This window comes from Listeria floridensis FSL S10-1187 (assembly GCF_000525875.1).
Classification (GTDB): domain Bacteria; phylum Bacillota; class Bacilli; order Lactobacillales; family Listeriaceae; genus Listeria; species Listeria floridensis.
Genome location: NZ_AODF01000002.1, coordinates 17,455 through 41,203, shown reverse-complemented (window position 1 = coordinate 41,203; position 23,749 = coordinate 17,455). Strand labels below are relative to the sequence as shown.

Annotated in this window: 16 protein-coding genes, 21 tRNA genes, 2 rRNA genes, 6 pseudogenes and 1 riboswitch; of the genes and pseudogenes, 39 read left to right on the top strand and 6 right to left on the bottom strand. The window is 44.5% G+C overall.

What is annotated here, in order from left to right:
- The 24 genes and pseudogenes from MFLO_RS02140 to MFLO_RS02025 all read left to right on the top strand — a co-directional run.
- A 23S ribosomal RNA gene (locus tag MFLO_RS02140) occupies positions 1 to 86 on the top strand; the annotation flags it as partial.
- A gap of 76 nt (positions 87 to 162) precedes the next feature.
- Positions 163 to 278, top strand: a 5S ribosomal RNA gene (gene rrf / locus MFLO_RS02135).
- 11 nt (positions 279 to 289) lie between these two features.
- Positions 290 to 365: transfer RNA gene (locus MFLO_RS02130), tRNA-Val, on the top strand.
- A gap of 5 nt (positions 366 to 370) precedes the next feature.
- A tRNA-Thr gene (locus tag MFLO_RS02125) sits at positions 371 to 446 on the top strand.
- A 46-nt stretch (positions 447 to 492) separates the two neighbouring features.
- Positions 493 to 565, top strand: a tRNA-Lys gene (locus MFLO_RS02120).
- A gap of 4 nt (positions 566 to 569) precedes the next feature.
- Positions 570 to 651: transfer RNA gene (locus MFLO_RS02115), tRNA-Leu, on the top strand.
- A 24-nt stretch (positions 652 to 675) separates the two neighbouring features.
- Positions 676 to 747: transfer RNA gene (locus MFLO_RS02110), tRNA-Gly, on the top strand.
- Between the two features lie 16 nt (positions 748 to 763).
- A tRNA-Leu gene (locus MFLO_RS02105) sits at positions 764 to 852 on the top strand.
- 12 nt (positions 853 to 864) lie between these two features.
- A tRNA-Arg gene (locus MFLO_RS02100) sits at positions 865 to 938 on the top strand.
- A gap of 8 nt (positions 939 to 946) precedes the next feature.
- A tRNA-Pro gene (locus tag MFLO_RS02095) sits at positions 947 to 1,023 on the top strand.
- A gap of 27 nt (positions 1,024 to 1,050) precedes the next feature.
- Positions 1,051 to 1,126, top strand: a tRNA-Ala gene (locus MFLO_RS02090).
- 47 nt (positions 1,127 to 1,173) lie between these two features.
- Positions 1,174 to 1,247, top strand: a tRNA-Met gene (locus MFLO_RS02085).
- An 11-nt stretch (positions 1,248 to 1,258) separates the two neighbouring features.
- Positions 1,259 to 1,332: transfer RNA gene (locus tag MFLO_RS02080), tRNA-Ile, on the top strand.
- A gap of 25 nt (positions 1,333 to 1,357) precedes the next feature.
- Positions 1,358 to 1,447: transfer RNA gene (locus MFLO_RS02075), tRNA-Ser, on the top strand.
- A 54-nt stretch (positions 1,448 to 1,501) separates the two neighbouring features.
- Positions 1,502 to 1,575 (top strand) — tRNA-Met (locus MFLO_RS02070).
- A gap of 4 nt (positions 1,576 to 1,579) precedes the next feature.
- Positions 1,580 to 1,655, top strand: a tRNA-Asp gene (locus tag MFLO_RS02065).
- Between the two features lie 3 nt (positions 1,656 to 1,658).
- Positions 1,659 to 1,731, top strand: a tRNA-Phe gene (locus MFLO_RS02060).
- A 21-nt stretch (positions 1,732 to 1,752) separates the two neighbouring features.
- Positions 1,753 to 1,825 (top strand) — tRNA-His (locus MFLO_RS02055).
- 24 nt (positions 1,826 to 1,849) lie between these two features.
- Positions 1,850 to 1,920 (top strand) — tRNA-Gly (locus tag MFLO_RS02050).
- Between the two features lie 8 nt (positions 1,921 to 1,928).
- Positions 1,929 to 2,002 (top strand) — tRNA-Ile (locus MFLO_RS02045).
- A 6-nt stretch (positions 2,003 to 2,008) separates the two neighbouring features.
- Positions 2,009 to 2,081 (top strand) — tRNA-Asn (locus MFLO_RS02040).
- A gap of 38 nt (positions 2,082 to 2,119) precedes the next feature.
- Positions 2,120 to 2,210: transfer RNA gene (locus tag MFLO_RS02035), tRNA-Ser, on the top strand.
- Positions 2,211 to 2,214: 4 nt separating this feature from the next.
- Positions 2,215 to 2,286: transfer RNA gene (locus MFLO_RS02030), tRNA-Glu, on the top strand.
- 71 nt (positions 2,287 to 2,357) lie between these two features.
- Positions 2,358 to 3,514: pseudogene (locus tag MFLO_RS02025) on the top strand (MFS transporter).
- Between the two features lie 47 nt (positions 3,515 to 3,561).
- On the opposite strand, the gene MFLO_RS02020 reads toward MFLO_RS02025, so the two are convergent.
- Positions 3,562 to 4,500 (bottom strand): 1,4-dihydroxy-2-naphthoate polyprenyltransferase, encoded by a 939-nt coding sequence (locus MFLO_RS02020; RefSeq protein WP_036096058.1) that lies wholly within the window; start codon positions 4,498 to 4,500, stop codon positions 3,562 to 3,564.
- 147 nt (positions 4,501 to 4,647) lie between these two features.
- On the opposite strand from MFLO_RS02020, the pseudogene MFLO_RS02015 reads away from it, so the two are divergent.
- The 7 genes and pseudogenes from MFLO_RS02015 to MFLO_RS01990 all read left to right on the top strand — a co-directional run bounded on the left by MFLO_RS02015 (position 4,648) and on the right by MFLO_RS01990 (position 12,555).
- Positions 4,648 to 6,040 (top strand): annotated as a pseudogene (locus MFLO_RS02015) (isochorismate synthase).
- Positions 6,037 to 7,777 (top strand): annotated as a pseudogene (gene menD / locus MFLO_RS02010) (2-succinyl-5-enolpyruvyl-6-hydroxy-3-cyclohexene-1-carboxylic-acid synthase). Before MFLO_RS02015 ends, menD begins: the two co-directional pseudogenes overlap by 4 nt.
- Positions 7,777 to 8,571 carry a 2-succinyl-6-hydroxy-2,4-cyclohexadiene-1-carboxylate synthase gene (gene menH / locus MFLO_RS02005; protein WP_036096057.1) on the top strand — a complete coding sequence of 265 codons (795 nt, stop codon included), beginning with the start codon at positions 7,777 to 7,779 and terminating at the stop codon, positions 8,569 to 8,571. The pseudogene menD and the gene menH overlap by 1 nt, the downstream one beginning before the upstream one ends.
- Before the next feature lie 14 nt (positions 8,572 to 8,585).
- Positions 8,586 to 9,401 carry a 1,4-dihydroxy-2-naphthoyl-CoA synthase gene (gene menB / locus MFLO_RS02000; protein WP_036096056.1) on the top strand — a complete coding sequence of 272 codons (816 nt, stop codon included), beginning with the start codon at positions 8,586 to 8,588 and terminating at the stop codon, positions 9,399 to 9,401.
- Positions 9,402 to 9,406: 5 nt separating this feature from the next.
- A complete protein-coding gene (locus MFLO_RS16170; protein ID WP_241433504.1) occupies positions 9,407 to 9,928 on the top strand; it encodes an AMP-binding protein in 522 nt (173 codons plus the stop codon).
- A complete protein-coding gene (gene menE / locus MFLO_RS01995; RefSeq protein WP_241433506.1) occupies positions 9,840 to 10,847 on the top strand; it encodes an o-succinylbenzoate--CoA ligase in 1,008 nt (335 codons plus the stop codon). The genes MFLO_RS16170 and menE overlap by 89 nt, the downstream gene beginning before the upstream one ends.
- 82 nt (positions 10,848 to 10,929) lie before the next feature.
- On the top strand, positions 10,930 to 12,555 hold the full coding sequence (locus MFLO_RS01990) for an NAD-dependent malic enzyme (protein ID WP_036096055.1): 1,626 nt from the start codon (positions 10,930 to 10,932) through the stop codon (positions 12,553 to 12,555).
- A 37-nt stretch (positions 12,556 to 12,592) separates the two neighbouring features.
- Here MFLO_RS01990 and MFLO_RS01985 read toward each other — a convergent pair whose 3' ends face one another.
- Positions 12,593 to 13,513, bottom strand: coding sequence for a metal ABC transporter solute-binding protein, Zn/Mn family (locus MFLO_RS01985; protein WP_051993420.1), 921 nt, complete (start codon positions 13,511 to 13,513; stop codon positions 12,593 to 12,595).
- Positions 13,514 to 13,733: 220 nt separating this feature from the next.
- Positions 13,734 to 13,979, bottom strand: coding sequence for a membrane protein insertion efficiency factor YidD (gene yidD / locus MFLO_RS14980; protein ID WP_149022950.1), 246 nt, complete (start codon positions 13,977 to 13,979; stop codon positions 13,734 to 13,736).
- A gap of 75 nt (positions 13,980 to 14,054) precedes the next feature.
- On the opposite strand from yidD, the pseudogene ytkD reads away from it, so the two are divergent.
- The 3 genes and pseudogenes from ytkD to MFLO_RS01970 all read left to right on the top strand — a co-directional run bounded on the left by ytkD (position 14,055) and on the right by MFLO_RS01970 (position 15,747).
- Positions 14,055 to 14,541: pseudogene (ytkD, locus tag MFLO_RS16700) on the top strand (RNA deprotection pyrophosphohydrolase).
- Between the two features lie 28 nt (positions 14,542 to 14,569).
- Positions 14,570 to 14,812: a DUF2584 domain-containing protein gene (locus MFLO_RS01975; protein WP_036096053.1), complete on the top strand. Its 243-nt coding sequence runs from the start codon at positions 14,570 to 14,572 to the stop codon at positions 14,810 to 14,812.
- Between the two features lie 14 nt (positions 14,813 to 14,826).
- On the top strand, positions 14,827 to 15,747 hold the full coding sequence (locus tag MFLO_RS01970; protein ID WP_036096052.1) for an L-lactate dehydrogenase: 921 nt from the start codon (positions 14,827 to 14,829) through the stop codon (positions 15,745 to 15,747).
- A 38-nt stretch (positions 15,748 to 15,785) separates the two neighbouring features.
- Here the strand turns inward: MFLO_RS01970 and MFLO_RS01965 are convergent, their stop codons facing one another.
- Positions 15,786 to 16,073 (bottom strand): membrane protein, encoded by a 288-nt coding sequence (locus MFLO_RS01965; RefSeq protein WP_036096050.1) that lies wholly within the window; start codon positions 16,071 to 16,073, stop codon positions 15,786 to 15,788.
- A 135-nt stretch (positions 16,074 to 16,208) separates the two neighbouring features.
- Here MFLO_RS01965 and MFLO_RS01960 point away from each other — a divergent pair, with 135 nt between their 5' ends.
- From MFLO_RS01960 to asnB, 4 genes are all read left to right on the top strand, one after another.
- Positions 16,209 to 16,586 (top strand): thiol-disulfide oxidoreductase DCC family protein, encoded by a 378-nt coding sequence (locus MFLO_RS01960; RefSeq protein WP_338151499.1) that lies wholly within the window; start codon positions 16,209 to 16,211, stop codon positions 16,584 to 16,586.
- Positions 16,587 to 16,619: 33 nt separating this feature from the next.
- Entirely contained in the window at positions 16,620 to 16,901 is a 282-nt protein-coding gene (locus MFLO_RS01955; protein WP_036096048.1) for a DUF3116 family protein, read from the top strand.
- A gap of 85 nt (positions 16,902 to 16,986) precedes the next feature.
- A riboswitch (SAM riboswitch) is annotated at positions 16,987 to 17,093 on the top strand.
- A 110-nt stretch (positions 17,094 to 17,203) separates the two neighbouring features.
- Complete coding sequence (gene metK, locus MFLO_RS01950) at positions 17,204 to 18,403, top strand: methionine adenosyltransferase (RefSeq protein WP_036096046.1); 1,200 nt, start codon at positions 17,204 to 17,206, stop codon at positions 18,401 to 18,403.
- Between the two features lie 155 nt (positions 18,404 to 18,558).
- A complete protein-coding gene (gene asnB / locus MFLO_RS01945) occupies positions 18,559 to 20,424 on the top strand; it encodes an asparagine synthase (glutamine-hydrolyzing) (RefSeq protein WP_036096044.1) in 1,866 nt (621 codons plus the stop codon).
- Between the two features lie 51 nt (positions 20,425 to 20,475).
- Here the strand turns inward: asnB and mnmM are convergent.
- A pseudogene (gene mnmM / locus MFLO_RS01940) lies at positions 20,476 to 21,038 on the bottom strand (tRNA 5-(aminomethyl)-2-thiouridylate-methyltransferase MnmM).
- Positions 21,035 to 21,992, bottom strand: a pseudogene (gene mnmL / locus MFLO_RS01935) (tRNA modification radical SAM protein MnmL/YtqA). The pseudogenes mnmM and mnmL overlap by 4 nt, the downstream one beginning before the upstream one ends.
- A gap of 144 nt (positions 21,993 to 22,136) precedes the next feature.
- On the opposite strand from mnmL, the gene MFLO_RS01930 reads away from it, so the two are divergent.
- Positions 22,137 to 23,540 carry an amino acid permease gene (locus MFLO_RS01930; RefSeq protein ID WP_036096042.1) on the top strand — a complete coding sequence of 468 codons (1,404 nt, stop codon included), beginning with the start codon at positions 22,137 to 22,139 and terminating at the stop codon, positions 23,538 to 23,540.
- Positions 23,541 to 23,749: the final 209 nt, after the last annotated feature.

The window sequence follows — 23,749 nt, the reverse complement described above, 5'->3', positions numbered from 1 at the left end:
GAAAGATGATCAGGTAGATAGGTTTGGAGTGGAAGTGTGGCGACACATGGAGCGGACAAATACTAATCGATCGAGGACTTAACCTCAAACTTTGATTCCCTGGTTTTTTGAACCCTTTTCTTCTCTAGTTTTGAGAGAACAACGTTCTTTCAGTCAAACTTGTCTGGTGGCTATGGCGAGAAGGTCACACCCGTTCCCATCCCGAACACGGTAGTTAAGCTTCTCCGCGCCGATGGTAGTTGGGGGCTTCCCCCTGTGAGAGTAGGTCGCTGCCGGGCAAGATATATTTGGAGGTTTAGCTCAGCTGGGAGAGCATCTGCCTTACAAGCAGAGGGTCAGCGGTTCGATCCCGTTAACCTCCACCATTTTTGCCGGCTTAGCTCAGTTGGTAGAGCAACTGATTTGTAATCAGTAGGTCGCGAGTTCGACTCTTGCAGCCGGCACCACTTTTTTTGGTCCACTTACATAAGTAGACGAAGCAATTTGGAATAAGAGCCGTTAGCTCAGTTGGTAGAGCATCTGACTTTTAATCAGAGGGTCGCAGGTTCGAACCCTGCACGGCTCACTTTGCGGGTGTGGCGGAATTGGCAGACGCACCAGATTTAGGATCTGGCGCCGCAAGGCGTGGGGGTTCAAGTCCCTTCACCCGCACTTTCTTTTCTAGTTTTATATGATGCGGAAGTAGTTCAGTGGTAGAACATCACCTTGCCAAGGTGGGGGTCGCGGGTTCGAACCCCGTCTTCCGCTTCCATGTAACTCCGATGCCGGGGTGGCGGAACTGGCAGACGCACAGGACTTAAAATCCTGCGGGTAGTGATACCCGTACCGGTTCGATTCCGGTCCTCGGCACCATTATTTGTTTTTGCGCCCGTAGCTCAACTGGATAGAGTACCTGACTACGAATCAGGCGGTTGGAGGTTCGACTCCTTCCGGGCGCGCTTTTGTACGGGAAGTAGCTCAGCTTGGTAGAGCACTTGGTTTGGGACCAAGGGGTCGCAGGTTCGAATCCTGTCTTCCCGACCATTATCTTATCACCATTCCTTTTATTTTGGGGCCTTAGCTCAGCTGGGAGAGCGCCTGCTTTGCACGCAGGAGGTCAGCGGTTCGATCCCGCTAGGCTCCACCATTAGTAGTATAATTGTTATATAAGAATAAGATAGCTCATTTTAACGTGGCGGCGTAGCTCAGCTGGCTAGAGCGTTCGGTTCATACCCGAGAGGTCGTGGGTTCGATTCCCTCCGCCGCTATCTTTATACTTGGACCTTTAGCTCAGTTGGTTAGAGCAGACGGCTCATAACCGTCCGGTCGCAGGTTCGAGTCCTGCAAGGTCCACTTGTCACTTTAATTTTCATATCGTGGAGGAATACCCAAGTCTGGCTGAAGGGATCGGTCTTGAAAACCGACAGGGGTGTAAAAGCTCGCGGGGGTTCGAATCCCTCTTCCTCCGTTTTTTTCTTAATAATTATCTTGACTGGTGGACAATAAAATTTTATAATATCGTCGCGGGGTGGAGCAGTCTGGTAGCTCGTCGGGCTCATAACCCGAAGGTCGCAGGTTCAAATCCTGTCCCCGCAATCGTGGTTCCGTGGTGTAGGGGTTAACATGCCTGCCTGTCACGCAGGAGATCGCGGGTTCAAATCCCGTCGGGACCGCCATTTGGCTTGGTAGCTCAGTTGGTAGAGCACTTGATTGAAGCTCAAGGTGTCGGCAGTTCGATTCTGTCCCAAGCCACTCTTTAGACTTTTGCTCATGGCGGATATGGCGAAGTGGTTAACGCACCTGATTGTGGTTCAGGCATTCGAGGGTTCGATTCCCTTTATCCGCCCCTGTTTATTTTACTTTTTATAATGCGGGTGTAGTTTAGTGGTAAAACCACAGCCTTCCAAGCTGTTGTCGGGAGTTCGATTCTCCTCACCCGCTTTTTTTATGGGCCTATAGCTCAGCTGGTTAGAGCGCACGCCTGATAAGCGTGAGGTCGGTGGTTCGAGTCCACTTAGGCCCACTTTATTCCACAGTAGCTCAGTTGGTAGAGCAATCGGCTGTTAACCGATCGGTCGCAGGTTCGAGTCCTGCCTGTGGAGTTTCTTCTTAAAAAAGAAGTATTATTAAATAATGATCTGGAGAAGTACTCAAGTGGCTGAAGAGGCGCCCCTGCTAAGGGTGTAGGTCGTTAACGCGGCGCGAGGGTTCAAATCCCTCCTTCTCCGCCAGTAAGGCCCGTTGGTCAAGCGGTTAAGACACCGCCCTTTCACGGCGGTAACACGGGTTCGAATCCCGTACGGGTCATCTTTGAGAACAATGCTTGCTAAAAGCATTGTTTTTTTTATTTCTGAAGAAGTTGGAAAGGGAGAAGTGAAGTGCGAGCTGGAAAAAAAGAGTTTTGGATACTTACTATTGTTGTTGCGATTTCGGGATTGTCACAAGGGCTGCTGTTGCCGCTTATTTCGATAATTTTTGAGGAAAAGGGGATTAGCTCAGGAATTAATGGGTTCCATGCCACGGGGATTTATCTCGGAGTGCTACTGGTTTCTCCCTTTATTGAGCTCCGCTGCATAAGTATGGGTTTAAGCCGATCATTCTTCTTGGAGGTTTCTTAGTTGCAGCTGCCTTGATGCTGTTTCCGGCGTGGTTTAGTTTGACATTTTGGTTTGTGTTGCGGCTAGTGATAGGTGTTGGGGATCATATGCTACATTTTTCGTCGCAGACATGGATTGGGGCGATGACGGCGCCAGAAAAACGGGGAAGGAATATGGCGATTTATGGTTTATTCTTTTCGCTTGGATTCGCTGTTGGGCCGCAGCTAGTTAATTTGACACATATCGGGACAGCGGTGCCTTTTTTTGTTTCTGGTGTGATGGTGCTGGTTGCTTGGATGCTCGTTTGGTCGATTCGAAATGCGTTTATTGCGGATGGGGATGAGGTTCGAAAGTTGTCGTTTTTTGCGAGTATAAAGCGTTTTTCGGATGTGATGCGAATTGCTTGGGTTGCGATGATTCCGCCTTTTTTGTACGGGGTTCTTGAGACAGGATTGAATGCGACTTTTCCAATTGTCGGGTTGCGCGGCGGGATGTCGACATTTATGATTACAACGATTATTTCTGCTTTTTCAGTAGGAACAATTTTGTTTCAAGTACCAATTGGGATTTTTAGTGATAGAACTGGACGAGGTAAGGTACTGCCCGCACTTATTCTGGCTGGAAGTGCAGTCTTTTTGATGCTTGCTTTTGTTTCTTTGCACTGGCTTTTTATCGGCTTCTTTTTTGTGCTAGGAATTTTACTCGGATCGCTTTATTCGTTAGGGCTTTCTTATATGACCGACTTGACACCGACTGCACTTTTACCGGCAGGAAATATTTTAGTCGGGATGTGCTTCAGTATGGGAAGTATTCTTGGCCCAACTGTCACAGGAGCGCTTATTGGTCATTTTGGGGCAACAAGTTTCTACTATGCGATATCGTTTTTATTAGCAGCAGGGGCACTCGGTCTGTTTTTTCACCGGAATAAAACGATATAAAAAACACTTGCGTTCAAGACGAAATCTTGGAACGCGAGTGTTTTTTATTACATGAAAAGATTTTTTTGCAGTAAGCTCAGCAGATAGGCAATTGCAAGGAGTAAGCCGAAATAGGTGATAGCCTTTGATGTGGCTTTCATTCCCGGCATCATTGTAAATGGTTCGGTTTTGCCGATGTAGCCTCGTACAGCACGGATTGCTTCCGGCGCGCTTAGGAGGATTAAAAGTGTCCAGTAAGGTGCACCCATCCAGAAGATCAGTGAAAGTTCAAAGATGTAAGCGAATAGGAAGGCTAAAGCGAATAGTGCTGTGCCGGCTTTTCTGCCAAGTAAGATCGCAAGTGTCAAGCGCCCGCTTTTCTTATCTGGAACAAGATCACGCAAGCTGTTTGCGAGCAACAGGTTACCAACTAATATCATGACGGGGATTGCAATGTAGATGATTTCTTGGCTGATGAACTCAGCTTGGATGTAGAAGGAAATGAAAGTGATGATTCCCCCCATGAAAAATCCGGCCATGATCTCGCCAAGCGGTGTATATGCGATTGGATAGGGGCCGCCCGTATATAGGAAGCCGACGAGCATACAGATTGCGCCAAGTAAGCCGACATACCAGTTCAGCTCGATTGAAAGATAAACGCCGCCAAGGATAGATAAAGCGTAAAGTACGATAGCGAGAAAGAGAATGAAGCCTGGTTTCATGCCGTTACGTACAATTGCGCCGCCATTGCCGACTGAATGCTCGTCGTCATGGCCTTTTTTATAGTCAAAGTATTCGTTGAACAAATTAGCTGATGTTTGGATAAAAAAACAGGCAATCAGCATGACAAAAAATCGCGTGAAGTGAAAGTTTGTATAGCTCATTGCAACCGATGTGCCAAGAAATACCGGAACAAAAGAGGCAACGAGGGTGTGCGGACGAAGTAGCCGCCACCATTTTTTAAAACCGGATTCCCGTTCAAGAACTTGTTTTTCATAAGTTGCCATTTTTTTCGCTCCTTTTTTTAAAACTGTCTTTCTTCATTTTAGGGAAAGAAAAGAGTTTCGTCAATGATAAAGAAACAATGCGAAAAATAAGCAGGAAGCGGCTCTTTTTGCTATAATAGAAAGAGTGTAGTAAAGGAGAGATGAGTTATGGGAATCACATTGCCTCTTGCTTTGTTTGAACAAGCAAAACGTCATGCGACAAAGGATGAACCGGCACTTCTCAGTTTCGTTCACGAATGTCCGCCTGATTTTTCACCGCTTGTCTTATATCAAAAAGCAAAAGATGCATTTTCAGGAGAACGCTTTTTTTGGCAAAATCCGGAAATGACGCTTACATTAGCTGGATTTGGCGTAACCAATCAGTTTCTTTCGCAAGATAAATCTAAGGATGCTTATGCCGGTCTTGAGAATAAAATTCGTTCTGTTAAACTTCGTACGGTGACAAATGCAACGGAAAAGCAGACGGGACCGCTTTTTTTCGGCGGATTTTCGTTTGACCCGGAACGCGAAACAGGAAAAGAATGGCAGGACTTTAAAGACGGCTTATTTTACTTGCCGCTCTTTATGGTAACTAAAAAAGCTGATCGTGTATTTTTAACGGTCAATGTAGTCATTTATCCGGACGATGAGACAAACAAATTTGAAGCTGTTCAAGCGCAGTGGGAAAAGATTACGGAAGCGGAACTACCAAGCTTGACGGTTGATTCGCTCGTAACTGCGAAGGAACTTGCGCCTGATGAGTTTCTCGCGAATGCTGCTGAGATTATTGAGTTGCTTAAGACGTCGGAAGACTTGCACAAGGTCGTTTTGTCACGGCGAATGGGGCTACGTTTTAATCATCAAGTGGATAGTGGTGCGGTTTTACAACAGATGATTGATACGCAGAAAAATAGTTATTTCTTTATGTTTGAAAAGGGATCAAGTTTGTTTTTCGGGGCAACTCCTGAGCGGCTTGTTTCTGTCTCTGACGGCGAAGTTTTTTTCTTCGTGTGTGGCCGGCTCGGCAAAACGCGGCGAAACGGAGCTTGAGGATGAGCAAATTGGGAATGCACTTTTAAATGACGCAAAAAATTTGCGCGAACATCGGTATGTGGTCGATATGATCGAAAATACTTTGCGTAGTTTTACCGAAAATCTTTCGCTTTCGAGTGAACCGGTTCTGCTTAAAAATCGTGATATTCAGCATCTTTATATGAATGTCAGTGGAAAAAAACATCCGGATACGACGATTACGGAAATTGTGAAGGCTCTTCATCCGACACCGGCGCTTGGCGGACTGCCTCAGCAAACAGCGAAGGCGATTATTCGAATGAAGGAAACGGAAGATCGCGGGTTATACGGGGCTCCAATTGGCTTTGTTGATCCGGACTTTGAAGGAGAGTTTGCGGTTGCGATTCGTTCGGGACTTGTGATTGATTCGCTCGGTGTATTATTTGCCGGCTGTGGGATTGTATCGGACTCTGTTCCAGATGAAGAGCTTCAGGAAACGAAAATCAAATTTCAACCAATGCTTAGGGTATTAGGAGGAACGAAATTATGACGAAACATCAGGAAGCGATGACATCCTACTTGAGCGCTTTTATTGAAGAGCTAGTTCAAGCAGGGGTCAAGGATGCAGTGATTAGCCCAGGATCACGCTCGACACCGCTTGCACTGCTTTTAGCGGAGCATCCGACGCTTAAAATTCACGTGGACATTGATGAGCGTTCGGCTGGATTTTTCGCACTTGGAATGGCAAAGGCTTCTAAGCGACCGGTGGTTTTGCTTTCAACAAGCGGCACGGCAGCGGCAAACTATTTTCCAGCTGTAGCGGAAGCGAATTTGTCTCAAATTCCATTAATTGTTCTTACAGCGGATCGCCCGCATGAACTTCGTAATGTTGGGGCACCGCAAGCAATGGATCAAATTGAACTTTATGGTTCGCATGTGAAAAGTTTTACGGATATGGCGCTTCCAGAAGATACGGAGGAAATGATTCGTTATGCGAAGTGGCACGGCAGTCGTTCGGTCGATCTTGCGCTTAAGACTCCGCGTGGACCGGTACATCTTAATTTTCCATTCCGTGAACCACTAACGCCGATTTTAGAGCCATCGCCTTTTGCTGCAACTGATAAAAAGCGTCATCATGTGCATATTTATTATACACATGAGGTGCTCGAGGCAGCAGCGCTTGAGAAAATGATTGCAGCATGTAGCGGTAAAAAAGGGATTATTATTGTCGGTCCTTTAGATAAAAAAGATATTGAAACCAAGTTTATTCAAACGGCACATAAATTTGGCTGGCCAATTTTGGCTGATCCGCTTTCGGGGCTTCGTTCATATGGTGAAACGGATGATGTTGTCATTGATGGTTATGATGGATTCTTGAAAAGTGAGAAACTGGGTCATGAGCTTCAACCGGAAGTTGTCATTCGTTTTGGCGCGATGCCGGTTTCAAAACCGCTTCGGATTTGGCTTGAAGCACTCGAGGATGTACGTACTTTTGTGGTTGATCCCGGTGCAGCTTGGCGCGATCCGGTAAAAGGTGTGACGGATATGATTCACTGTGATGAGCGCTTTTTGCTGGATGCACTGAAAGATGCTGAGGTTGAACCTGCATCTGGTTGGCTATCGAAATGGCAAACGATCAATAAGGTTGCGCGTGAAGCGCTTGCGGCACATATGGATGGGCTTACGGTTTTTGAAGAAGGTCAGATTGTCTATGAGCTGCGAGAACAGCTTCCAGAACAAGCGGGACTTTTCATCGGGAACAGCATGCCGATTCGTGATGTCGATACGTACTTTATGCAAACGAATAAAAAAAATCAAGATGTTTGCAAACCGAGGGGCAAATGGCATTGACGGTGTTGTCTCAGCTGCGCTTGGTGCCAGTACGGTTGTTCAGCCGATGTATCTTTTGATCGGCGACTTGTCGTTTTATCATGATATGAACGGGCTTTTGATGGCGAAAAAATATCAGCTCAACTTGACGATTATTGTGGTGAACAATAATGGCGGGGGAATCTTTTCGTTCTTGCCGCAAAGCCGCACGCCAAAGTATTTTGAATCGCTGTTTGGCACAGCAACGGATCTTGATTTCCGCTATGCAGCAGCGCTTTATGATGCAAATTATGAAGAGGTTTACGCGATTGAAGCGTTTCGCGATGCGCTTGATAAAGCGTCTTATCATAAGGGATTGGATATTATCGAGGTGCATACAAACCGCCATGAAAATAAAGCTAGTCATGATGCGCTTTGGGCGAAGATTACCGAGCGCATTGAGCGCGAAGGTATTTGATGGATTTATTTTACGAAACAGTGCAGAAATCGCAACATCCGGCCGTTATGCTGCTTCATGGCTTTACAGGAACGCATTTGACATTTGCTGAACTGCTTGGATACTTCGAGAGCGGTCGGTATTTGCTTCCCGATCTTCCGGGACACGGGCGGTCGCTATCGCTTAATCCGGATGATTATTCGCTTTTGGCGACGGAGGAAAGTTTGCTTGAAATCGCGGCACGGGAAACGGCTGGGGAGAAGCCGCTCCTTATCGGATACTCGATGGGCGGCCGGATTGCACTTCGAATGGTCATTGATCATCCAGATGCGTTTTCGGGACTTGTTCTTATCAGCAGCTCGCCGGGGCTTGAAACAGAGCGTGAGCGCGAAGCGCGGCGTGAAAAGGATGCGGCGTGGGTTCAGATGTTGCGCGAACAGGGGATTTCATTTTTTACGGAAAAATGGGCGGCGCTTTCGCTGTTCGAGTCGCAGCGCAAACTTCCGCTTTTAAAACAAACGGCGGTTGAAACAGAAAGGCTCAGCCAAAATCCGGAAGGGCTGGCGCTTAGTCTTCTCGGTGTCGGTACAGGCGAACTTCCTTCTGGGTGGGCGGATCTTACGAAAGTGAAGTGCCCGGTTTTGTTACTTACCGGTGAACAGGACTTGAAATTTAAACGGCTTGCGGCTAGGATGAAAGAGCGGCTTCCGCTTGCGGAACATGTTGAAATTCAAGGCGCGGGGCATGCGATTCAGCTTGAAAAACCAGAAGAACTTGCTAAGGCGATTCGTCGCTTTCAAAATAAGCATTTTTAGGAGGATTTTGATTTATGGTGAATTGGGTAACGGAAAAAGAGTATGAAGAGATTAAATATGAATCACATGAAGGAATTGCGAAGGTAACGATTAATCGTCCGCATGTTCATAATGCGTTTACACCAAAAACGGTGATGGAAATGATTGATGCGTTTAATCTGGCACGTGATGATGCAAAAATCGGCGTAATCATTTTGACGGGTGAAGGAGACAAAGCCTTTTGTTCAGGGGGCGACCAAAAAGTACGCGGTCACGGTGGTTATGTCGGTGACGATCAAATTCCGCGTTTAAATGTGCTTGATTTACAACGCTTGATTCGTGTCATTCCGAAACCGGTTATTGCGATGGTTGCTGGATGGTCAATCGGCGGCGGGAATGTACTTCAGCTTGTATGCGATATTACGATTGCTGCAGATAATGCGAAGTTTGGTCAAACGGGACCAAATGTCGGCAGTTTTGATGCAGGTTACGGCTCGGGCTACTTAGCGCGCGTAATTGGACATAAAAAAGCAAAAGAAGTTTGGTTCATGTGCCGCCAGTATACAGCGGATGAAGCGCTTGAAATGGGCTGGATCAACACGGTTGTTCCGCTTGCTGAACTGGAAAATGAAACGGTTTCTTGGGCGAAGGAAATGCTTAAGAAGAGCCCGACAGCACTTCGGTTTATCAAAGCAGCCTTCAATGCGGATACGGACGGTCTGGCTGGGATACAGCAGCTGGCAGGAGACGCAACACTTTTATACTATACAACGGATGAAGCGAAGGAAGGGCGCGATGCCTTTAAGGAAAAACGCGATCCTGACTTCGATCAATTTCCGAAGTTTCCGTGATCGAAATGGAAAATTGGCTTAAAATGCGAGCGCAGCTTTCGGGAGAGAAAACTGCGCTTTATTTTGGAGAAAAAAGTTATACGTTTCAGGATGTTTATTTGATGGCCGAAAAATGTGCGGAGCGACTGACAGAACTTGGTGGGGGAAAGGGCGACTTTATTGCTCTACTTGGTCGAAATGACGTGGAAACTTATGTTGCGATTCATGCCTTGGAACTGATCGGGGCATCGACCGTTTTCTTAAACCCGCGGCTTTCGCCGCTCGAAATGCAGTTTCAGCTTGAAGACAGCGGAGCAAAATTCTTGATGTATCATTCGGATTTTACGACGGCTGTTTCGCGATTAGTTGTGCCCGCAACGAGTTTTGAGGAACTTGAAGCTTTATCCGGCGCAGTTTCTAAAAAAAATAGAAATCGAACTGACAGATATTGCCTCGGTCATGTATACTTCTGGGACGACGGGGAAGCCGAAAGGAGTCTTGCAAACATATGGCAATCACTTTTTCAGCGCGACGGCATCTATGCTTAACTTCGGTTTCTCAAAGGAGAAAGATGCTTGGCTGTGTGCGGTGCCGATTTTTCATATTAGCGGGCTTTCGATTCTGATGCGGAGCGTCATTTATGGAATTCCGGTTTATCTTGAACCGCGTTTTGATGCAGAGCGGATGGTGAAGCTTATAGCAAGCGGTAGGGTGACGCATGTTTCGGTTGTGATGACGATGCTTAAGCGGCTTTTGGAACTGAAAAGCGAGCCGTTTCATTCGAATTTACGGGTGATGCTGCTTGGCGGAAGCGCGGCACCGAAGGAAATAGTGGCACAAAGCCTTGCGCAAAACTGGCCGCTTGTGCAGTCATTTGGAATGACAGAGACAGCTTCCCAAGTCGTTTCGCTTCAGCCGGAAGCGGCGGCAGAAAAAATCGGCTCTTCTGGTAAAATTCTATTTCCATCTGAATTAAAAATTGTCAAGCAGCAGGAAACTGACTTAGATGGTGAAATATGGATTAAAGGCCCAACTGTATTTGCCGGCTATTTAAACCGCGAACAAGAAACGAAAGCTGCTTTTGTGGATGGCTTTTTCCGCACAGGGGACTTGGGGCATCTTGATGCGGACGGTTTTTTATATGTAGCAGAGCGCCGTAGTGACTTGATTATTTCGGGCGGTGAAAATATTTATCCGACCGAAGTGGAGCATGTCTTGCTGAGTGTTGCTGGCGTTTTGGAGGCGGCGGTTGTTGGGGAAAAAGACGCCGAATGGGGCGAAAAACCCGTCGCGCACCTTGTTGTGGCTAGCAATTTTGATGAAGAAGCGCTCCGCGAAAATCTTGAAGCGCGCCTTGCGCGCTTCAAGATTCCAAAGGCGTTTATCTACCATGAAAAACTTCCTCGGACGGCTTCTGGGAAAGTGCAGCGGCATAGGTTGAAAAAAGAGAAATTCAGTGCTGATTAGCACTGAATTTCTCTTTTTACTGTGGAATAGAATCCAAATTCGCGGTAAAATAAGTGTATTGTGTATAGAGAGGGGAAAAACGATGCCGCATTTAACTGGAAAAGAGCTCTTGCAAAATCCGTTTTACAATAAAGGGCTGGCCTTCACGGAGGAAGAGAGAAGCAAGTATCAGCTCCATGGTCTTTTGCCGATTGAAATTCGCAGTCTTGCTGAGCAAGCGGAACTGGTTTATCAAAAACTGGCTTCGCTTTCGGACAGCTACCAAAAAAATCAATATTTGATGACGATTTACCACTCGAATCGGATTTTATTTTACCGGGTTGTTAGCGACCATATTAAGGAGCTTCTTCCGGTGATCTATACGCCAACCATCGCTGAAAGTGTGATTCATTATTCGCGGGATTTCAGCGCGCCAAGTGAATCGGTTTTTCTCGACAGCGATCATCCAGAACGGATTGAAGCATCGCTTTTAGCGGCAAGCGCTGATTTAGATCATGTTGATCTGCTCGTGATTACTGACGGAGAAGGTGTTCTTGGAATTGGCGACTGGGGCATCGGAGGTGTCATGATTGCGGTTGGAAAGCTTGCAGTTTATACAATCGCCTCCGGAATTCATCCGAAACGTGTACTCCCGATTGTGATAGATAATGGGACGAACCGCGCCGAACTTTTGAACGATCCGCATTATCTCGGCAAGAAAAAACCGCGTAAAACCGGTACGGAATACCTTACGTTCATTGATGCGTTTATTCAAAAAGCAAAAGCGATTTTTCCAAATGTACTCTTCCACTGGGAAGATTTTGGGCGTGATAACGCTAGTGTGATCCTCGAAAAATACCGGAATGAAGTAACGACGTTTAATGATGACATTCAAGGAACAGGCGTCATGATGGCTGCGGCGGTTCATGCGGTGGCTGAGGTGACGAAAAAGCCTGTCACTGAGCAGCGTTATTTAATCTTTGGAGCTGGGACAGCTGGCGTCGGGGTAACCGAGCAGATTCGGGAAGAATTAGTTCGAGCAGGACTAACTGAACCTGAGGCGGTCGAACAATTCTATTTGATTGACAGACACGGTTTGATCACGGCCGATATGGAAAATCTCACGGCAGGTCAAAAGAAATTTGCGCGGACCGAGCCGGAACTGCATGGCTTGACTAGCCTAGCGGAAATCATCGAAGCTGTGAAGCCTTCTGTTTTAATCGGAACTAGCGGTCAAGCGGGTGCTTTCACGGAAGAAGCAGTGCGCAAAATGGCCAGTTTTCATGAACGTCCGGCGATCATGCCGATTTCAAATCCAACGCACCTTGCAGAAGCAAAAGCGGCAGATTTGATCGAATGGACGGACGGAAAAGCACTTGTCGTGACTGGAAGCCCGTCTGATCCGGTTTCATATGGCGGAGTCACCTATCAAATTGGTCAAGCGAATAATGCGTTGCTGTATCCAGGACTTGGTCTCGGAACGGTTCTTGCCAAAGCCAGCCGCGTCACAGAAAATATGCTGTCACAGGCAGCAGGAAGCATCACACGGCTACAAGAACTCGATAAACGCGGGGCACCACTGCTTCCACCGGTCGAAATGGTACGGGAAGTTTCGCGTGTTGTGACGGAAGCGGTCGTCCAAGCAGCCATTGAAGACGGTGTAGCGCAGGCTGAAATTCAAAATGTCGCTGAAATGGTTGAAGCGGCAATTTGGAAAGCTGATTATTAAATGAAAAACCATGGAACCGGGACGGTTCCATGGTTTTTTAGTAGTTAAGTGCTTCTTTAAGCGCTTTGAGATTATCATTCATAATCGAAATGTAATCACGGTTTTGATGGATATCTTTTTCTGTAAGAGTCTCCAAATTGTGCAGTGTTAAGGCTTTTGTATCCGTTTCGCTTTGAATGACATCGGCAATTTTGGAGTTGGTATTTTGTTCCAACATAATGTATGGAATTTTTTCCTGCTTAATTTTCTTTACGATCGATTGCAGTTTCTTTTGGGAAGGTTCATCGCTTGTCGAAACGCCAGCAATCGGAATTTGATGCAAGCCATAAGCAGTATCCCAGTAGCTGTATGCTGCATGGGCAGTTACAAAGTCTTTTTGTTTAGCTGATTCAGCTGTTTGTTTGAACTTGTCATCAAGTTTGTCTAATTTTACGATAAGTTTATCGTAGTTTTCCTGAAATTCAGCTTTTTTATCGGGAAGTTGCTTGGTTAATTGAACTTTTACAAGTTCAGCCATCTGCTCCATGTATTTTGGATATAGCCATACATGTGGATTAATATCACCATGTTCATGGTCATCATGATCGTCGTGACCTTCTTCTGCTTCATGTTCGGCCTCTGCATCAGGATCTTTTGGAAGATCAAGTTTTTCAGCAAGCGGGACAAAAGAAACTTTTTCATCTTTTAATGTGGATTTAGCTTTATCAACAAAACCTTCCATGCCAAGCCCTATATAGAAAAACAAATCACTATCCGCAATTTTCAGCATATCTTTTTGAGTCGGCTCGAAACTGTGAGCGTCTGCTCCAGCTGGATAAATACTATTTACCTCAACAGAAGAACCGCCGATTTGTTTCGTTAAATAAGTAAGAGGATAAACGGTCGTATAAACTTGAATTTTCCCATCATCTTTTTTGGCTGCACCTGAATTTCCGCAAGCGGCTAATACTAACAGCATAAGTACAAATAACGGCGATAAAAATTTTATTTCTTTTTTTTCTTCATTATCGTCAACTCCTTAAATCAAAATCATTCCGGTTTAGGGAATAAAAAAATAAATCGTAATCACTCCGATTTATAATCCGTTATTGATGTTACAGGAAAAAAATATAAAATGCAAGTGTTTTCTTTAAAAAAATAAAAAACTGCTTCTTGCGGAAGCAGTTTTTTATGCTATATTAGTGGTGATGATGGCATTCTGTGCCGCTTTTTTTTGGAGGAACAGGATCGAGTCCGCCTTTATGAAAGGGATGGCATTTTAAGATGCGTCTTATGGCTAAATAACTACCTTTAAATGCGCCGTGTGTTTCGATTGCTTCGATGCCGTACTGGGAGCAAGTCGGGTAAAATCGGCACGAAGGCGGTGTGAGCGGTGAGATATACTTTCGATAGATGCGAATTCCGCCAATTAAAAATTTTTTCACCAAGTTTTTTCACCTTCTCTGATTTGCTAGTTATAGCTTAACACATTTTTTTTGAAAAAGAAAGGGGCGATGTTTTTGTTTTCTTATGTGGATGATTACGGTGGTCAAGTGACGATTTATTTTACGAAACAAAAGGGAGATGCGGATGATGTTTTGGTGATTCCGCTTTATTTAGGAAAATGGCTTTTTACTAAGCACAGGGTTCGCGGCATTGAATTTCCTGGCGGCAAGGGAGAAAAAGGCGAATCGAATGAGGAAGCTGCTGCACGTGAACTGATGGAGGAAACGGGAGCACGCACAGACCAGTTTCATTTTGTAGCAGATTACAGTGTAAAATCGGATGGAAGGAGTTTTACGAAGCGGGTCTTTTTTTTGTGAAGTGAGTGAAATCATTCCGCAAAAAGATTATCTCGAAACGGATGGGCCACTAATTTGTAAGGGGGATTTGCGGCAGCTGGTTAGAAAACCTACGTTTAGTTTTTTTATGCGAGATGCAGGGATGCAGGAAATTTTGGCGAAACTTGTGGAGATGTTAGGCAAACAAGGCCGTTTTCTGCTATGATAGAAAATAAAGAATTGGAGGGATCATGATGGGTATGCAGCTTGAAGTGAATACAATGGTTGTGACAAAAGGCAATGAAAAACGAATTGCAGAGAATTTATTTGAACTGAAAAAAGACGGTTATCGGATCTATCCGATTGATGTTCCTGTTGAACTACGCAAAACGAAGGAAGGCGAGACAAGCGGCACGGTGATTCCGCGAAAACTCGTTTGGGAAAATGAAGCTACACTTCTTACATATGAACTTGTATCGCTTAATTCAAGCAATTAAGAGGGGGCTTAGGAATGAATCAAAAAATTGGAATTGTCGGATGTGGACATGTCGGTTCAGATTTAGCCTTTTCGCTTGTTACGCAAGGAATTTGCAGTGAAATCATATTGTTTGATCAGGCAGAGGAAAAAGTGGCAAGCGAAGCGATGGAGCTTCGGGATATGCTTTCTGCCGTGCAGCGTCATACAAAGATTGTTGCTGGCGGAACGGATTATACGCTTCTTGCAGATGCAGATCTGATTGTGATGGCAATCGGACCAACGACGCTCTTGCGAGAAGATCGAATGGAAGAATTGAAGGAAACGAGTGCTGCGGTGCGTTCGATTGTTCCTCAAATTATGAAAGCAGGATTTGATGGGATTTTTATGAACATCACGAATCCATGTGATGTCATTACGCAAATTATTGCGAAAGAAAGCGGGCTAGGAAAAGAAAGGGTATTTGGGACCGGTACAGCACTTGATACGATGCGGATGCGAAGTACGCTTGGCGAGCATTTTGATGTGGCGCCAACAAGCATCACTGGATATGTGCTAGGTGAACACGGAGAATCACAGTTCATCGCTTGGTCAAGTGTACGCCTTGCTAATGAAGCAGTCGAAAAGCGGTTTTCTCTCGCAGAACAAGAAATGTTGAAAGAACAGGTTCGGGCACGCGGCTGGAATATTTTGCTTGGAAAAGGCTGGACAAGTTTTGGAATTGCTACGGCAGCAGCCGAACTGATCAGTATTGTGCTACGTGATGCGCATGAGGTAATGCCGGTTTCGGTTTATGATGAAAAGCGCGATGTGTATGTAGGTCGACCTGCGATTCTTAATAAATCAGGCATTAAGGAAGTACTTTCACTTGCTGATTTAACAATTGAGGAATTGGAACGTTATGAAAAATCGTGTCTTGTGATTAAACAAGCGTTTCATGAGGTTTATTCTAAATAAAAAATCCGAGCGAAAAATTTTTCGCTCGGATTTTTGTGTTATTTTGTTTGTGCGGTTTGATTTTTTCTTCTTTGAATCATACGAATCAGGCTAACAATGAGTGATACGACGTATTCGCCGAAACTAGCAAAGAACAGGGCAATCGCGATATCTGTTTGTTTGAGACCGCCTCCGTAAAAACTGATAAAGAAAATAATGCCGCTTGCGATCAGTCCGATTGTCGCTAGAAAATATTTAAACCATTCCCATTTTACTACAAATTCAAATAGCAGCATCGTGACAATGAATCCAACAAGAATGATTAGAGTAAGTGGTAATAAGGCCATAATTAAACTCCTTTATTGCTCGAACTCGAACAAAATCATATTTTTAATACCCTTAATGATACCACAGGTTGAAAAATATGATAAGGGGAAAGGAAATAGAAAAGGAGGTTTTTTTGTTGAAAGATATAGTGCTCTATGATGGAACTTGTGAGTTTTGCAAGGCTGCAAAAGTTTTTTTTGAAAAATTCGATTCCAAAAAAAAGACTTTCTTTTAAAGCGTTGCAAGATTATCGTGGTGATTATTTTAATCGGACGGAACTTCTTCGTGAACTTCATGTCGTAAGTGAAAATGGAAGAGTTTATCGCGGGTTTAAGGCAATTAGGCGAATTATGTTTCGCCTTAGTTTCTTTAAGCCAATCGCTCTTTTGTGCTACTTTCCTGGAATTCCATTTTTTGGAGAACGGGTGTATCGCGCATTTGCTAAAAACCGTGGAAAAATATGGAGGATTTTTCAAAAATTGCGTTTTCAACTGCAAACTTGTTTTGAAAAAATGAAGAAGGTTGCGGTATAATTGGGATAATTCAAGTAGAAAGTGTGTGAAATCATGGCGCTGTCCTTTCATTTGGCTTTTCGAATCGTTGAAAATGTTTACCGTGGTCCATCAAATATGAATGAGCTCGTAAATGATCGGGCAAAAGATGAAACACATCCCATTCCAAACAAGACGGAGTTTTTACTTGCGATCTATCAACTCGAGGAAATTGGTTTATTGTTTCGTTATCGTTCAAATGATGGGATTCGTTATAGCCGGACGGAAGAAGGCGAAGCATTTTACAATCATTACCGGGTAATGGAAGAAAAGACGTGGCCGAAGTTTCTGCTTTGAGTAAAAAATGAGCGAGGATTCACTCTTGATTTTCTATTTGTAAACATTTATACTGGAAACAGTCGAAAGACGAAAATAAGATTATCTCTTATCCAGAGCGGTAGAGGGACTGGCCCTTTGAAGCCCGGCAACCTACACTTGTTGTAAGGTGCTAACCTGAGCAGGATTTCTTGTAATCCTGATCGATGAGAGTGAAGGTAATGCAATGTTATGCCTTTTCTCTATGCAGTTAAACTTAGAGAGAAGGCTTTTTTTCTTTGCTGTGTGCCAGTGTGGAGATGAGAACTAAAGGAGGAACAAGAATGACTGTAAATCGTCATTTGTTTACATCAGAATCGGTTTCTGATGGACATCCAGATAAGATTGCTGACCAAATTTCGGATGCAATTTTGGATGCGATTATTGCGCGTGATCCGGATGCGCGTGTTGCGTGTGAAACAACTGTTACAACGGGGCTTGTGCTTGTCGCTGGAGAAATTACAACTTCTGTTTATGTGGATATTCCAAAGATTGTTAGGGAAACGATCAAGGAAATCGGCTATACGCGTGCAAAATACGGATTCGATGCTGAAACATGTGCGGTTTTAACAGCGATTGATGAACAATCACCAGATATTGCACAAGGCGTTAATGAATCGCTTGAATCTCGTAGCGGTGAAGATGAAGATGCTAAAATTGAGGCAATTGGAGCTGGTGACCAAGGTTTGATGTTTGGATTTGCAACAGACGAAACTGAAGAGTTGATGCCGCTTCCGATTTCACTTGCCCACAAACTTGTCAGAAAGATTTCGGAACTGCGTAAAAATGGCACACTTGACTATCTCCGTCCAGATGCTAAAACGCAAGTTACGGTTGAATATGATGAATGTAATAAGCCAGCTCGGATTGATACGGTTGTGATTTCGACGCAACATCATCCGGAAGTAGATCAAGAAACAATTGCGCGCGATATGCATGAACTTGTGATTTCGGCGGTTATTGATGAAAAATGGCTTGATAAAGATACAAAATATTTTATTAACCCGACAGGACGTTTTGTGATCGGTGGCCCGCAAGGTGATGCTGGGCTTACGGGACGCAAAATTATTGTCGACACATATGGCGGATACGCAAGACACGGAGGCGGAGCATTTTCTGGGAAAGATCCGACCAAGGTGGACCGCTCAGGCGCTTACGCGGCGCGATATGTCGCTAAAAATTTAGTGGCGGCGGGGCTTGCCAAAAAAGCCGAAGTACAGCTTGCCTATGCGATTGGGGTGGCTCATCCGGTTTCGATCTCGATTGAAACTTATGGGACGAGTCCTTATAGTGAAAGCGAGTTGACTGAGGCGGTGCGGGCGAACTTTGATCTTCGTCCGGCGGGAATTATTAAGATGCTTGATCTGCGCCGTCCGATTTACCGAGAAACAGCAGCGTTTGGGCATTTTGGACGCCACGACCTTGATCTTCCTTGGGAAAAAACGGATAAAGTTGAGGATTTAAAGCGTTATTTGGCGAAATAACAAGGCAGAAGGGGTTTGTCCATTGATTTGGACAAGCTCCTTCTTTTTTTCAAAAAGTGATGGACTTCGCCGTGCAAAGCCGCTTGCTTTGTGATATAGTAAAGCTTGTGTAAACTGTGAATTAATGAAAAATCATATAGAGGAGAAATGTCAGAATGTGTGGATTTATTGGATGCGTTCATGATCGCATTGCTGAAATTACAGGTGAAGAAAAACAGGTTTTTAAAGAAATGAATGATATGATCACACACCGCGGGCCAGATGATGAAGGCTATTACACGGATGATCATGTTCAGTTCGGCTTTAGACGTCTTAGTATTATTGATGTCGAAAATGGACATCAGCCGCTTACTTATGAAAATGAACGTTATTGGATTATTTTTAATGGTGAAGTGTATAACTATGTGGAACTGCGGGAAGGTCTTCTTAAGGATGGGCTTACGTTTGAAACGGAAAGCGATACGGAAGTTATCATTGCAACTTATGCGAAATATAAGGAAGAAACGGCGGCAAGACTACGCGGAATGTTCGGTTTTGTAATTTGGGATAAGGAAGAAAATACGATTTACGGCGCCCGCGACCCGTTTGGCATTAAGCCGTTCTTTTATGCTGAAGAAGACGGCAAGCTCTACATGGGCTCCGAAAAGAAATCAATTCTGCACGCTTTAAAAAACCAAAAGCTCGACGAAGTTTCTTTGCAAAACTATATGACGTACCAATTTGTGCCGGAACCAGATACGCTTACAACAGAAGTGAAGCGTCTGCTTCCAGGACACTATTTCACGAAAAAAATCGGCGGCGAGATGCAGTTTAAGCAATACTTTAAGCCTGAATTTGCGCCGGTTCAAAAGTCGGAAGATACGTTTATTAAAGAGATTCGCGACGTTATGTATGATTCTGTAAAAATGCACATGCGTTCTGACGTGCCAGTTGGTTCGTTTCTTTCGGGCGGGATTGATTCTTCGATTATTGCAGCGATTGCAAAAGAATACCATCCGGCGATTAAAACGTTTTCGGTTGGTTTTGAACGCGACGGGTTTAGCGAAATTGATGTGGCAAAAGAAACGGCGGATAAACTTGGTGTGGAAAATATCAGTTATGTGATCACGCCGCAAGAATATATGAATGAATTGCCGAAAATTGTGTGGCACATGGATGATCCTTTGGCCGATCCAGCAGCGATTCCGCTTTATTTCTTATCGCGTGAAGCACGTAAACAAGTAACAGTTGCGCTTTCTGGTGAGGGAGCTGATGAGCTGTTTGGCGGTTATAATATTTATAACGAACCTAATTCGCTTTCGATGTTTAATAAAATGCCAGGTGTTTTCAAATCGATGCTTAGCGGTGTTGCGAAAGTTATGCCTGAGGGAATGCGCGGTAAGAGTTTCCTAGAACGCGGAACAACACCGATGGAAGAGCGCTATATTGGAAACGCGAAAATGTTTACGGAAGCTGAAAAACGCATTTTACTGCCTAAATATCAAGAAGGTCATGATTATACGAATATTACCAAACCTTTTTATGAAGAAACAAAAAATTATGGTCCTGTAGAACGGATGCAGTATATTGATATGCATACATGGCTTCGTGGTGATATTTTACTGAAAGCTGACCGGATGACGATGGCAAACTCGCTTGAAGTTCGTGTTCCGTTTCTAGATAAGGAAGTCTTTGACGTAGCTAAACAAGTTCCCGCTTCACTTAAAACGACAAACGGAACGACGAAATATGTGCTTCGCAAAGCTGCAGAAACATTCGTTCCAGAACACGTTTTAAATCGTCGCAAACTTGGATTCCCAGTTCCGATTCGCCACTGGCTTAAAGATGAAATGAACGATTGGGTGAAAAAAATCATCCATGAATCTGAAACGGATCATTTGATTAATAAGGAATATGTCTTGCAGCTGCTTGATGACCACTGCAAAGGCAAGCATGATTACAGCCGCAAAATTTGGACGGTTGTCATCTTCATGATCTGGTATTCGATTTATGTGGAAAAGAAATACCAATTCAGTAAATAAAGATACTTGATAGAAACAAAAAGCACGCTTTCGTCGAAAGCGTGCTTTTTTTTAACGTTTTTCGATTGCGACCACGAACGGCGGGTCGTTTTTTTGGTTAACAAATTGATAGCGCAAAACGTGGAACTCTTTTTGCGGTAGCTGTTCCGCAAAATCAAGCACCGCATTTTTTTCGTCTTTTCCAGCCGGATGACCGTGATAAATAACAAGAACGAGCACACCGCCTGAAACGAGCAAATCAAGTGCGGCACGAATGCTTTCCAGTGTCGAAACAGCAAGGGTTGTCACCGTTTTGTCGCCACCAGGTAAATAGCCGAGATTATAAATCGCGGCCTTAAGCGGAACGGAGATATCTTCTTTTAGAAGAGCATGCCTTTTTTTTAAAAAAGACGAACCTGATCGCTCATCCCCGCATCTTCGAGCCGACTTTCCGTAATTTGGATAGCCTTCGCTTGGATATCGTATCCGAAAACTTGCCCATTCGGCCCAACCAGTTCAGCTAAAAACAGCGTATCATGTCCGTTGCCGCAAGTCCCATCGAGCACCGCATCACCTGGAAAGATAACCTTCTTTAAAAGTTCATGGCTGAACGGTACAATTCCCAACAAATTCATGCTTTTGCCGCCTCGAATCGTTTACCTTGATAGCTATCTCGCCATACGAGTTCTTGATCAATCGCATTTAATACTTCAAATTTGTTTAGGCTCCACATCGGTCCGATTAAATCATCCACACCACCGTCGCCAGTAATACGATGAATTACCATTTCGGGCGGGAGAATTTCAAGCTGATCGCAAACGAGTTTGACATAATCTTCTTGAGTCAGAAACTTTAAGTCGCCGCGTTTGTAATCTTCTACCATTGGTGTGCCGCGCAATAAGTGTAGTAAGTGAATTTTAATGCCGTCTACACCGCTTTCAGCAACTTTTTTAGCCGTTTCAAGCATCATTTCAGGTGTCTCTTTCGGAAGCCCGTTGATGATGTGCGTACAAACACGAATTCCGCGTTTTTTTTAATTTCGCCACACCTTCGAGATAACAATCATAATCGTGTGCTCGGTTAATCAATCGCCCGGTTTCGTCATGTGCCGACTGGAGCCCAAGTTCTACCCAAAGGTAGGTACGTTCATTCAGCTCAGCTAAGTAATCAACGACATCATCAGGAAGACAGTCAGGACGTGTTGCAATGGAAAGGCCTACTACACCTTCTTCTTGCATGACAACTTCATACTTTTCGCGCAAAACAGAAACCGGTGCGTGTGTATTGGTAAATGCTTGAAAAAAAGCAATGTATTTCCCGTTTTTCCATTTATGATGCATGCGGTCACGGATTTCAGCAAACTGCTCTGATAAATCAAAATTGCGATCGCCGGCAAAGTCTCCGGAACCTGCTGCGCTACAAAATGTACAGCCACCATGTGCGACGGTGCCGTCACGATTTGGACAGTCGAACCCGCCGTCAAGTGCCACTTTAAATACTTTCATGCCGAATTCTTCTCGCAAAGTGTAATTCCATGTGTGATAACGTTTGTTGTCTATTGAATAGGGAAATGGATTTTCTATTTTCAAAATGCCTCATACTCCTTTAAATTCACTGTTTTAAGTGTAACATATTTTTTGGTTGACGAATAAAAATAATTTTGTTATGCTAAAAACACTTTCATTTGGTAAAGTGCTAATACACTAAAATACATAAAAGGAGTTGCATATTGGATGACAAAGCAAAGAAAAATGGGCTTTTTTATTTTAACAGCCCTCGTAATTGGAAACATGATGGGTTCTGGAATCTTCATGCTTCCTCGCCAAATGGCTGAAGTGGCAAGTCCGCTCGCGACGCTTCTCGCGTGGATTTTCACTGGTGCCGGCGTTCTTCTCATCGCTCTTGTTTTTGGAAATCTCGCGGTTAAACGCCCCGACCTGACGAGCGGTGCTCAAAGTCATGCGTATGCCTTCTTTAACCGTCCTGGGGCAAAGCACGTTGCCGGTTTTATTGCCGTGTGGAGCTACTGGGTTGCAAACTGGGCCGGAAACGTTTCGCTGATCACGTCGTTTGCGGGATACTTATCAGTCTTTTTCCCGATTTTAAATAGTAAAACCACTTTTGTAAAAATGGGGGAGTTCACGATTACAGAAGGTCAGGTACTGACCTTCGCCGTATGTACCGTCTTGTTGTGGGGAATTGCGTTTATCATTTCGCGCGGCGTAAGTGGGGCTGGAAAAATCAATTTGGTAGCAACGATTGCCAAAGTCGGCGGTTTCTTTCTCTTCATTATTATCGCAGTCTTTTCCTTCCAATCCGCCAAAATGGGTGAATTCTACCACCCGGTATATAATAGTGCTGGCTTAAGTGAAGGCCTATTGTCTCAAGTAAACAGTGCAGCGATCGTAACGCTTTGGGCTTTCATCGGGATTGAATCGGCGATGATGTTCGCTGGACGTGCCAAGTCAGGAAAAACGGTTCGTGCGGCTACGATTACCGGTTTGATCGTTGCTGTGATGCTTTATAGCCTCATTTCGATTCTGACACTAGGGCTTATCCCGAAAGAAAACTTAATTGGCAGTGCGAGCCCGCTTGCGGATGCGCTCAATGCGGTTATTGGAAGCGGCGGTTCGGCAGTGATGGCAACTCTTGCACTCATTTGTTTATTTGGATCGGCAATCGGCTGGATCATGATGAGTTCCGAAGCACCTCACCAAGCGGCCAAAAACGGCATCTTTTTACCTTACTTGAAGAAAACGAATAAAAATGGCACGCCTGTTCGATCACTTGTTTTGACCTGTATCGCATCCCAGTTTTTCATTTTCTCTACATTATCTGGGGACATTGCAGTGGCCTATGATTTTGTTGTGAAGGTTTCTACTCTGGCCTTCCTTGTGCAGTACTTTATCTCGCCTATTTTTCAACTTAAGCTGGTATTCACAGGGAGCACATATGAAACGTCAAAATTGCCAAAACGAATTACCGATGGCATTATTGCTTTTCTTGCTCTTTGCTACAGCTTGTGGATCATGAAAAGCGGAACGGAAAATCTTACAGTCTTTCTGCTTAGTATCGGCTTGTTCTTGCTTGGTTTTGTTCTTTATCCGCTCATGAGAAAACAGACGCTTGCCAAATAAATCGAAATCAGCTACAATAGTTGTTAATTGAACAGAAAAGAGCGACTAGAGGAGTAGTAGTCTCATAAGCTTGGGAGTTAGAGAGTCAGCGGCTGGTGAAAGCTGAACGAAAAGCGAGATGAACTTGCCTTTTATAAAAATCGTACGTTGTCCGCGTTAAGGATCAAGAAGTTGAGTGAGAAATCACTAATTTGGGTGGTACCGCGGGA

Coding starts and splice junctions, on each gene's coding strand:
- MFLO_RS02020 (WP_036096058.1), bottom strand. CDS start 4,500: ATGGCAACTTATGAAAAACAAGTTCTTGAACGGGAATCCGGTTTTAAA.
- menH (WP_036096057.1), top strand. CDS start 7,777: ATGGATTTATTTTACGAAACAGTGCAGAAATCGCAACATCCGGCCGTT.
- menB (WP_036096056.1), top strand. CDS start 8,586: ATGGTGAATTGGGTAACGGAAAAAGAGTATGAAGAGATTAAATATGAA.
- MFLO_RS16170 (WP_241433504.1), top strand. CDS start 9,407: ATGGAAAATTGGCTTAAAATGCGAGCGCAGCTTTCGGGAGAGAAAACT.
- menE (WP_241433506.1), top strand. CDS start 9,840: ATGTATACTTCTGGGACGACGGGGAAGCCGAAAGGAGTCTTGCAAACA.
- MFLO_RS01990 (WP_036096055.1), top strand. CDS start 10,930: ATGCCGCATTTAACTGGAAAAGAGCTCTTGCAAAATCCGTTTTACAAT.
- MFLO_RS01985 (WP_051993420.1), bottom strand. CDS start 13,513: ATGCTGTTAGTATTAGCCGCTTGCGGAAATTCAGGTGCAGCCAAAAAA.
- MFLO_RS01975 (WP_036096053.1), top strand. CDS start 14,570: ATGGGTATGCAGCTTGAAGTGAATACAATGGTTGTGACAAAAGGCAAT.
- MFLO_RS01970 (WP_036096052.1), top strand. CDS start 14,827: ATGAATCAAAAAATTGGAATTGTCGGATGTGGACATGTCGGTTCAGAT.
- MFLO_RS01965 (WP_036096050.1), bottom strand. CDS start 16,073: ATGGCCTTATTACCACTTACTCTAATCATTCTTGTTGGATTCATTGTC.
- MFLO_RS01960 (WP_338151499.1), top strand. CDS start 16,209: ATGATGGAACTTGTGAGTTTTGCAAGGCTGCAAAAGTTTTTTTTGAAA.
- MFLO_RS01955 (WP_036096048.1), top strand. CDS start 16,620: ATGGCGCTGTCCTTTCATTTGGCTTTTCGAATCGTTGAAAATGTTTAC.
- metK (WP_036096046.1), top strand. CDS start 17,204: ATGACTGTAAATCGTCATTTGTTTACATCAGAATCGGTTTCTGATGGA.
- asnB (WP_036096044.1), top strand. CDS start 18,559: ATGTGTGGATTTATTGGATGCGTTCATGATCGCATTGCTGAAATTACA.
- MFLO_RS01930 (WP_036096042.1), top strand. CDS start 22,137: ATGACAAAGCAAAGAAAAATGGGCTTTTTTATTTTAACAGCCCTCGTA.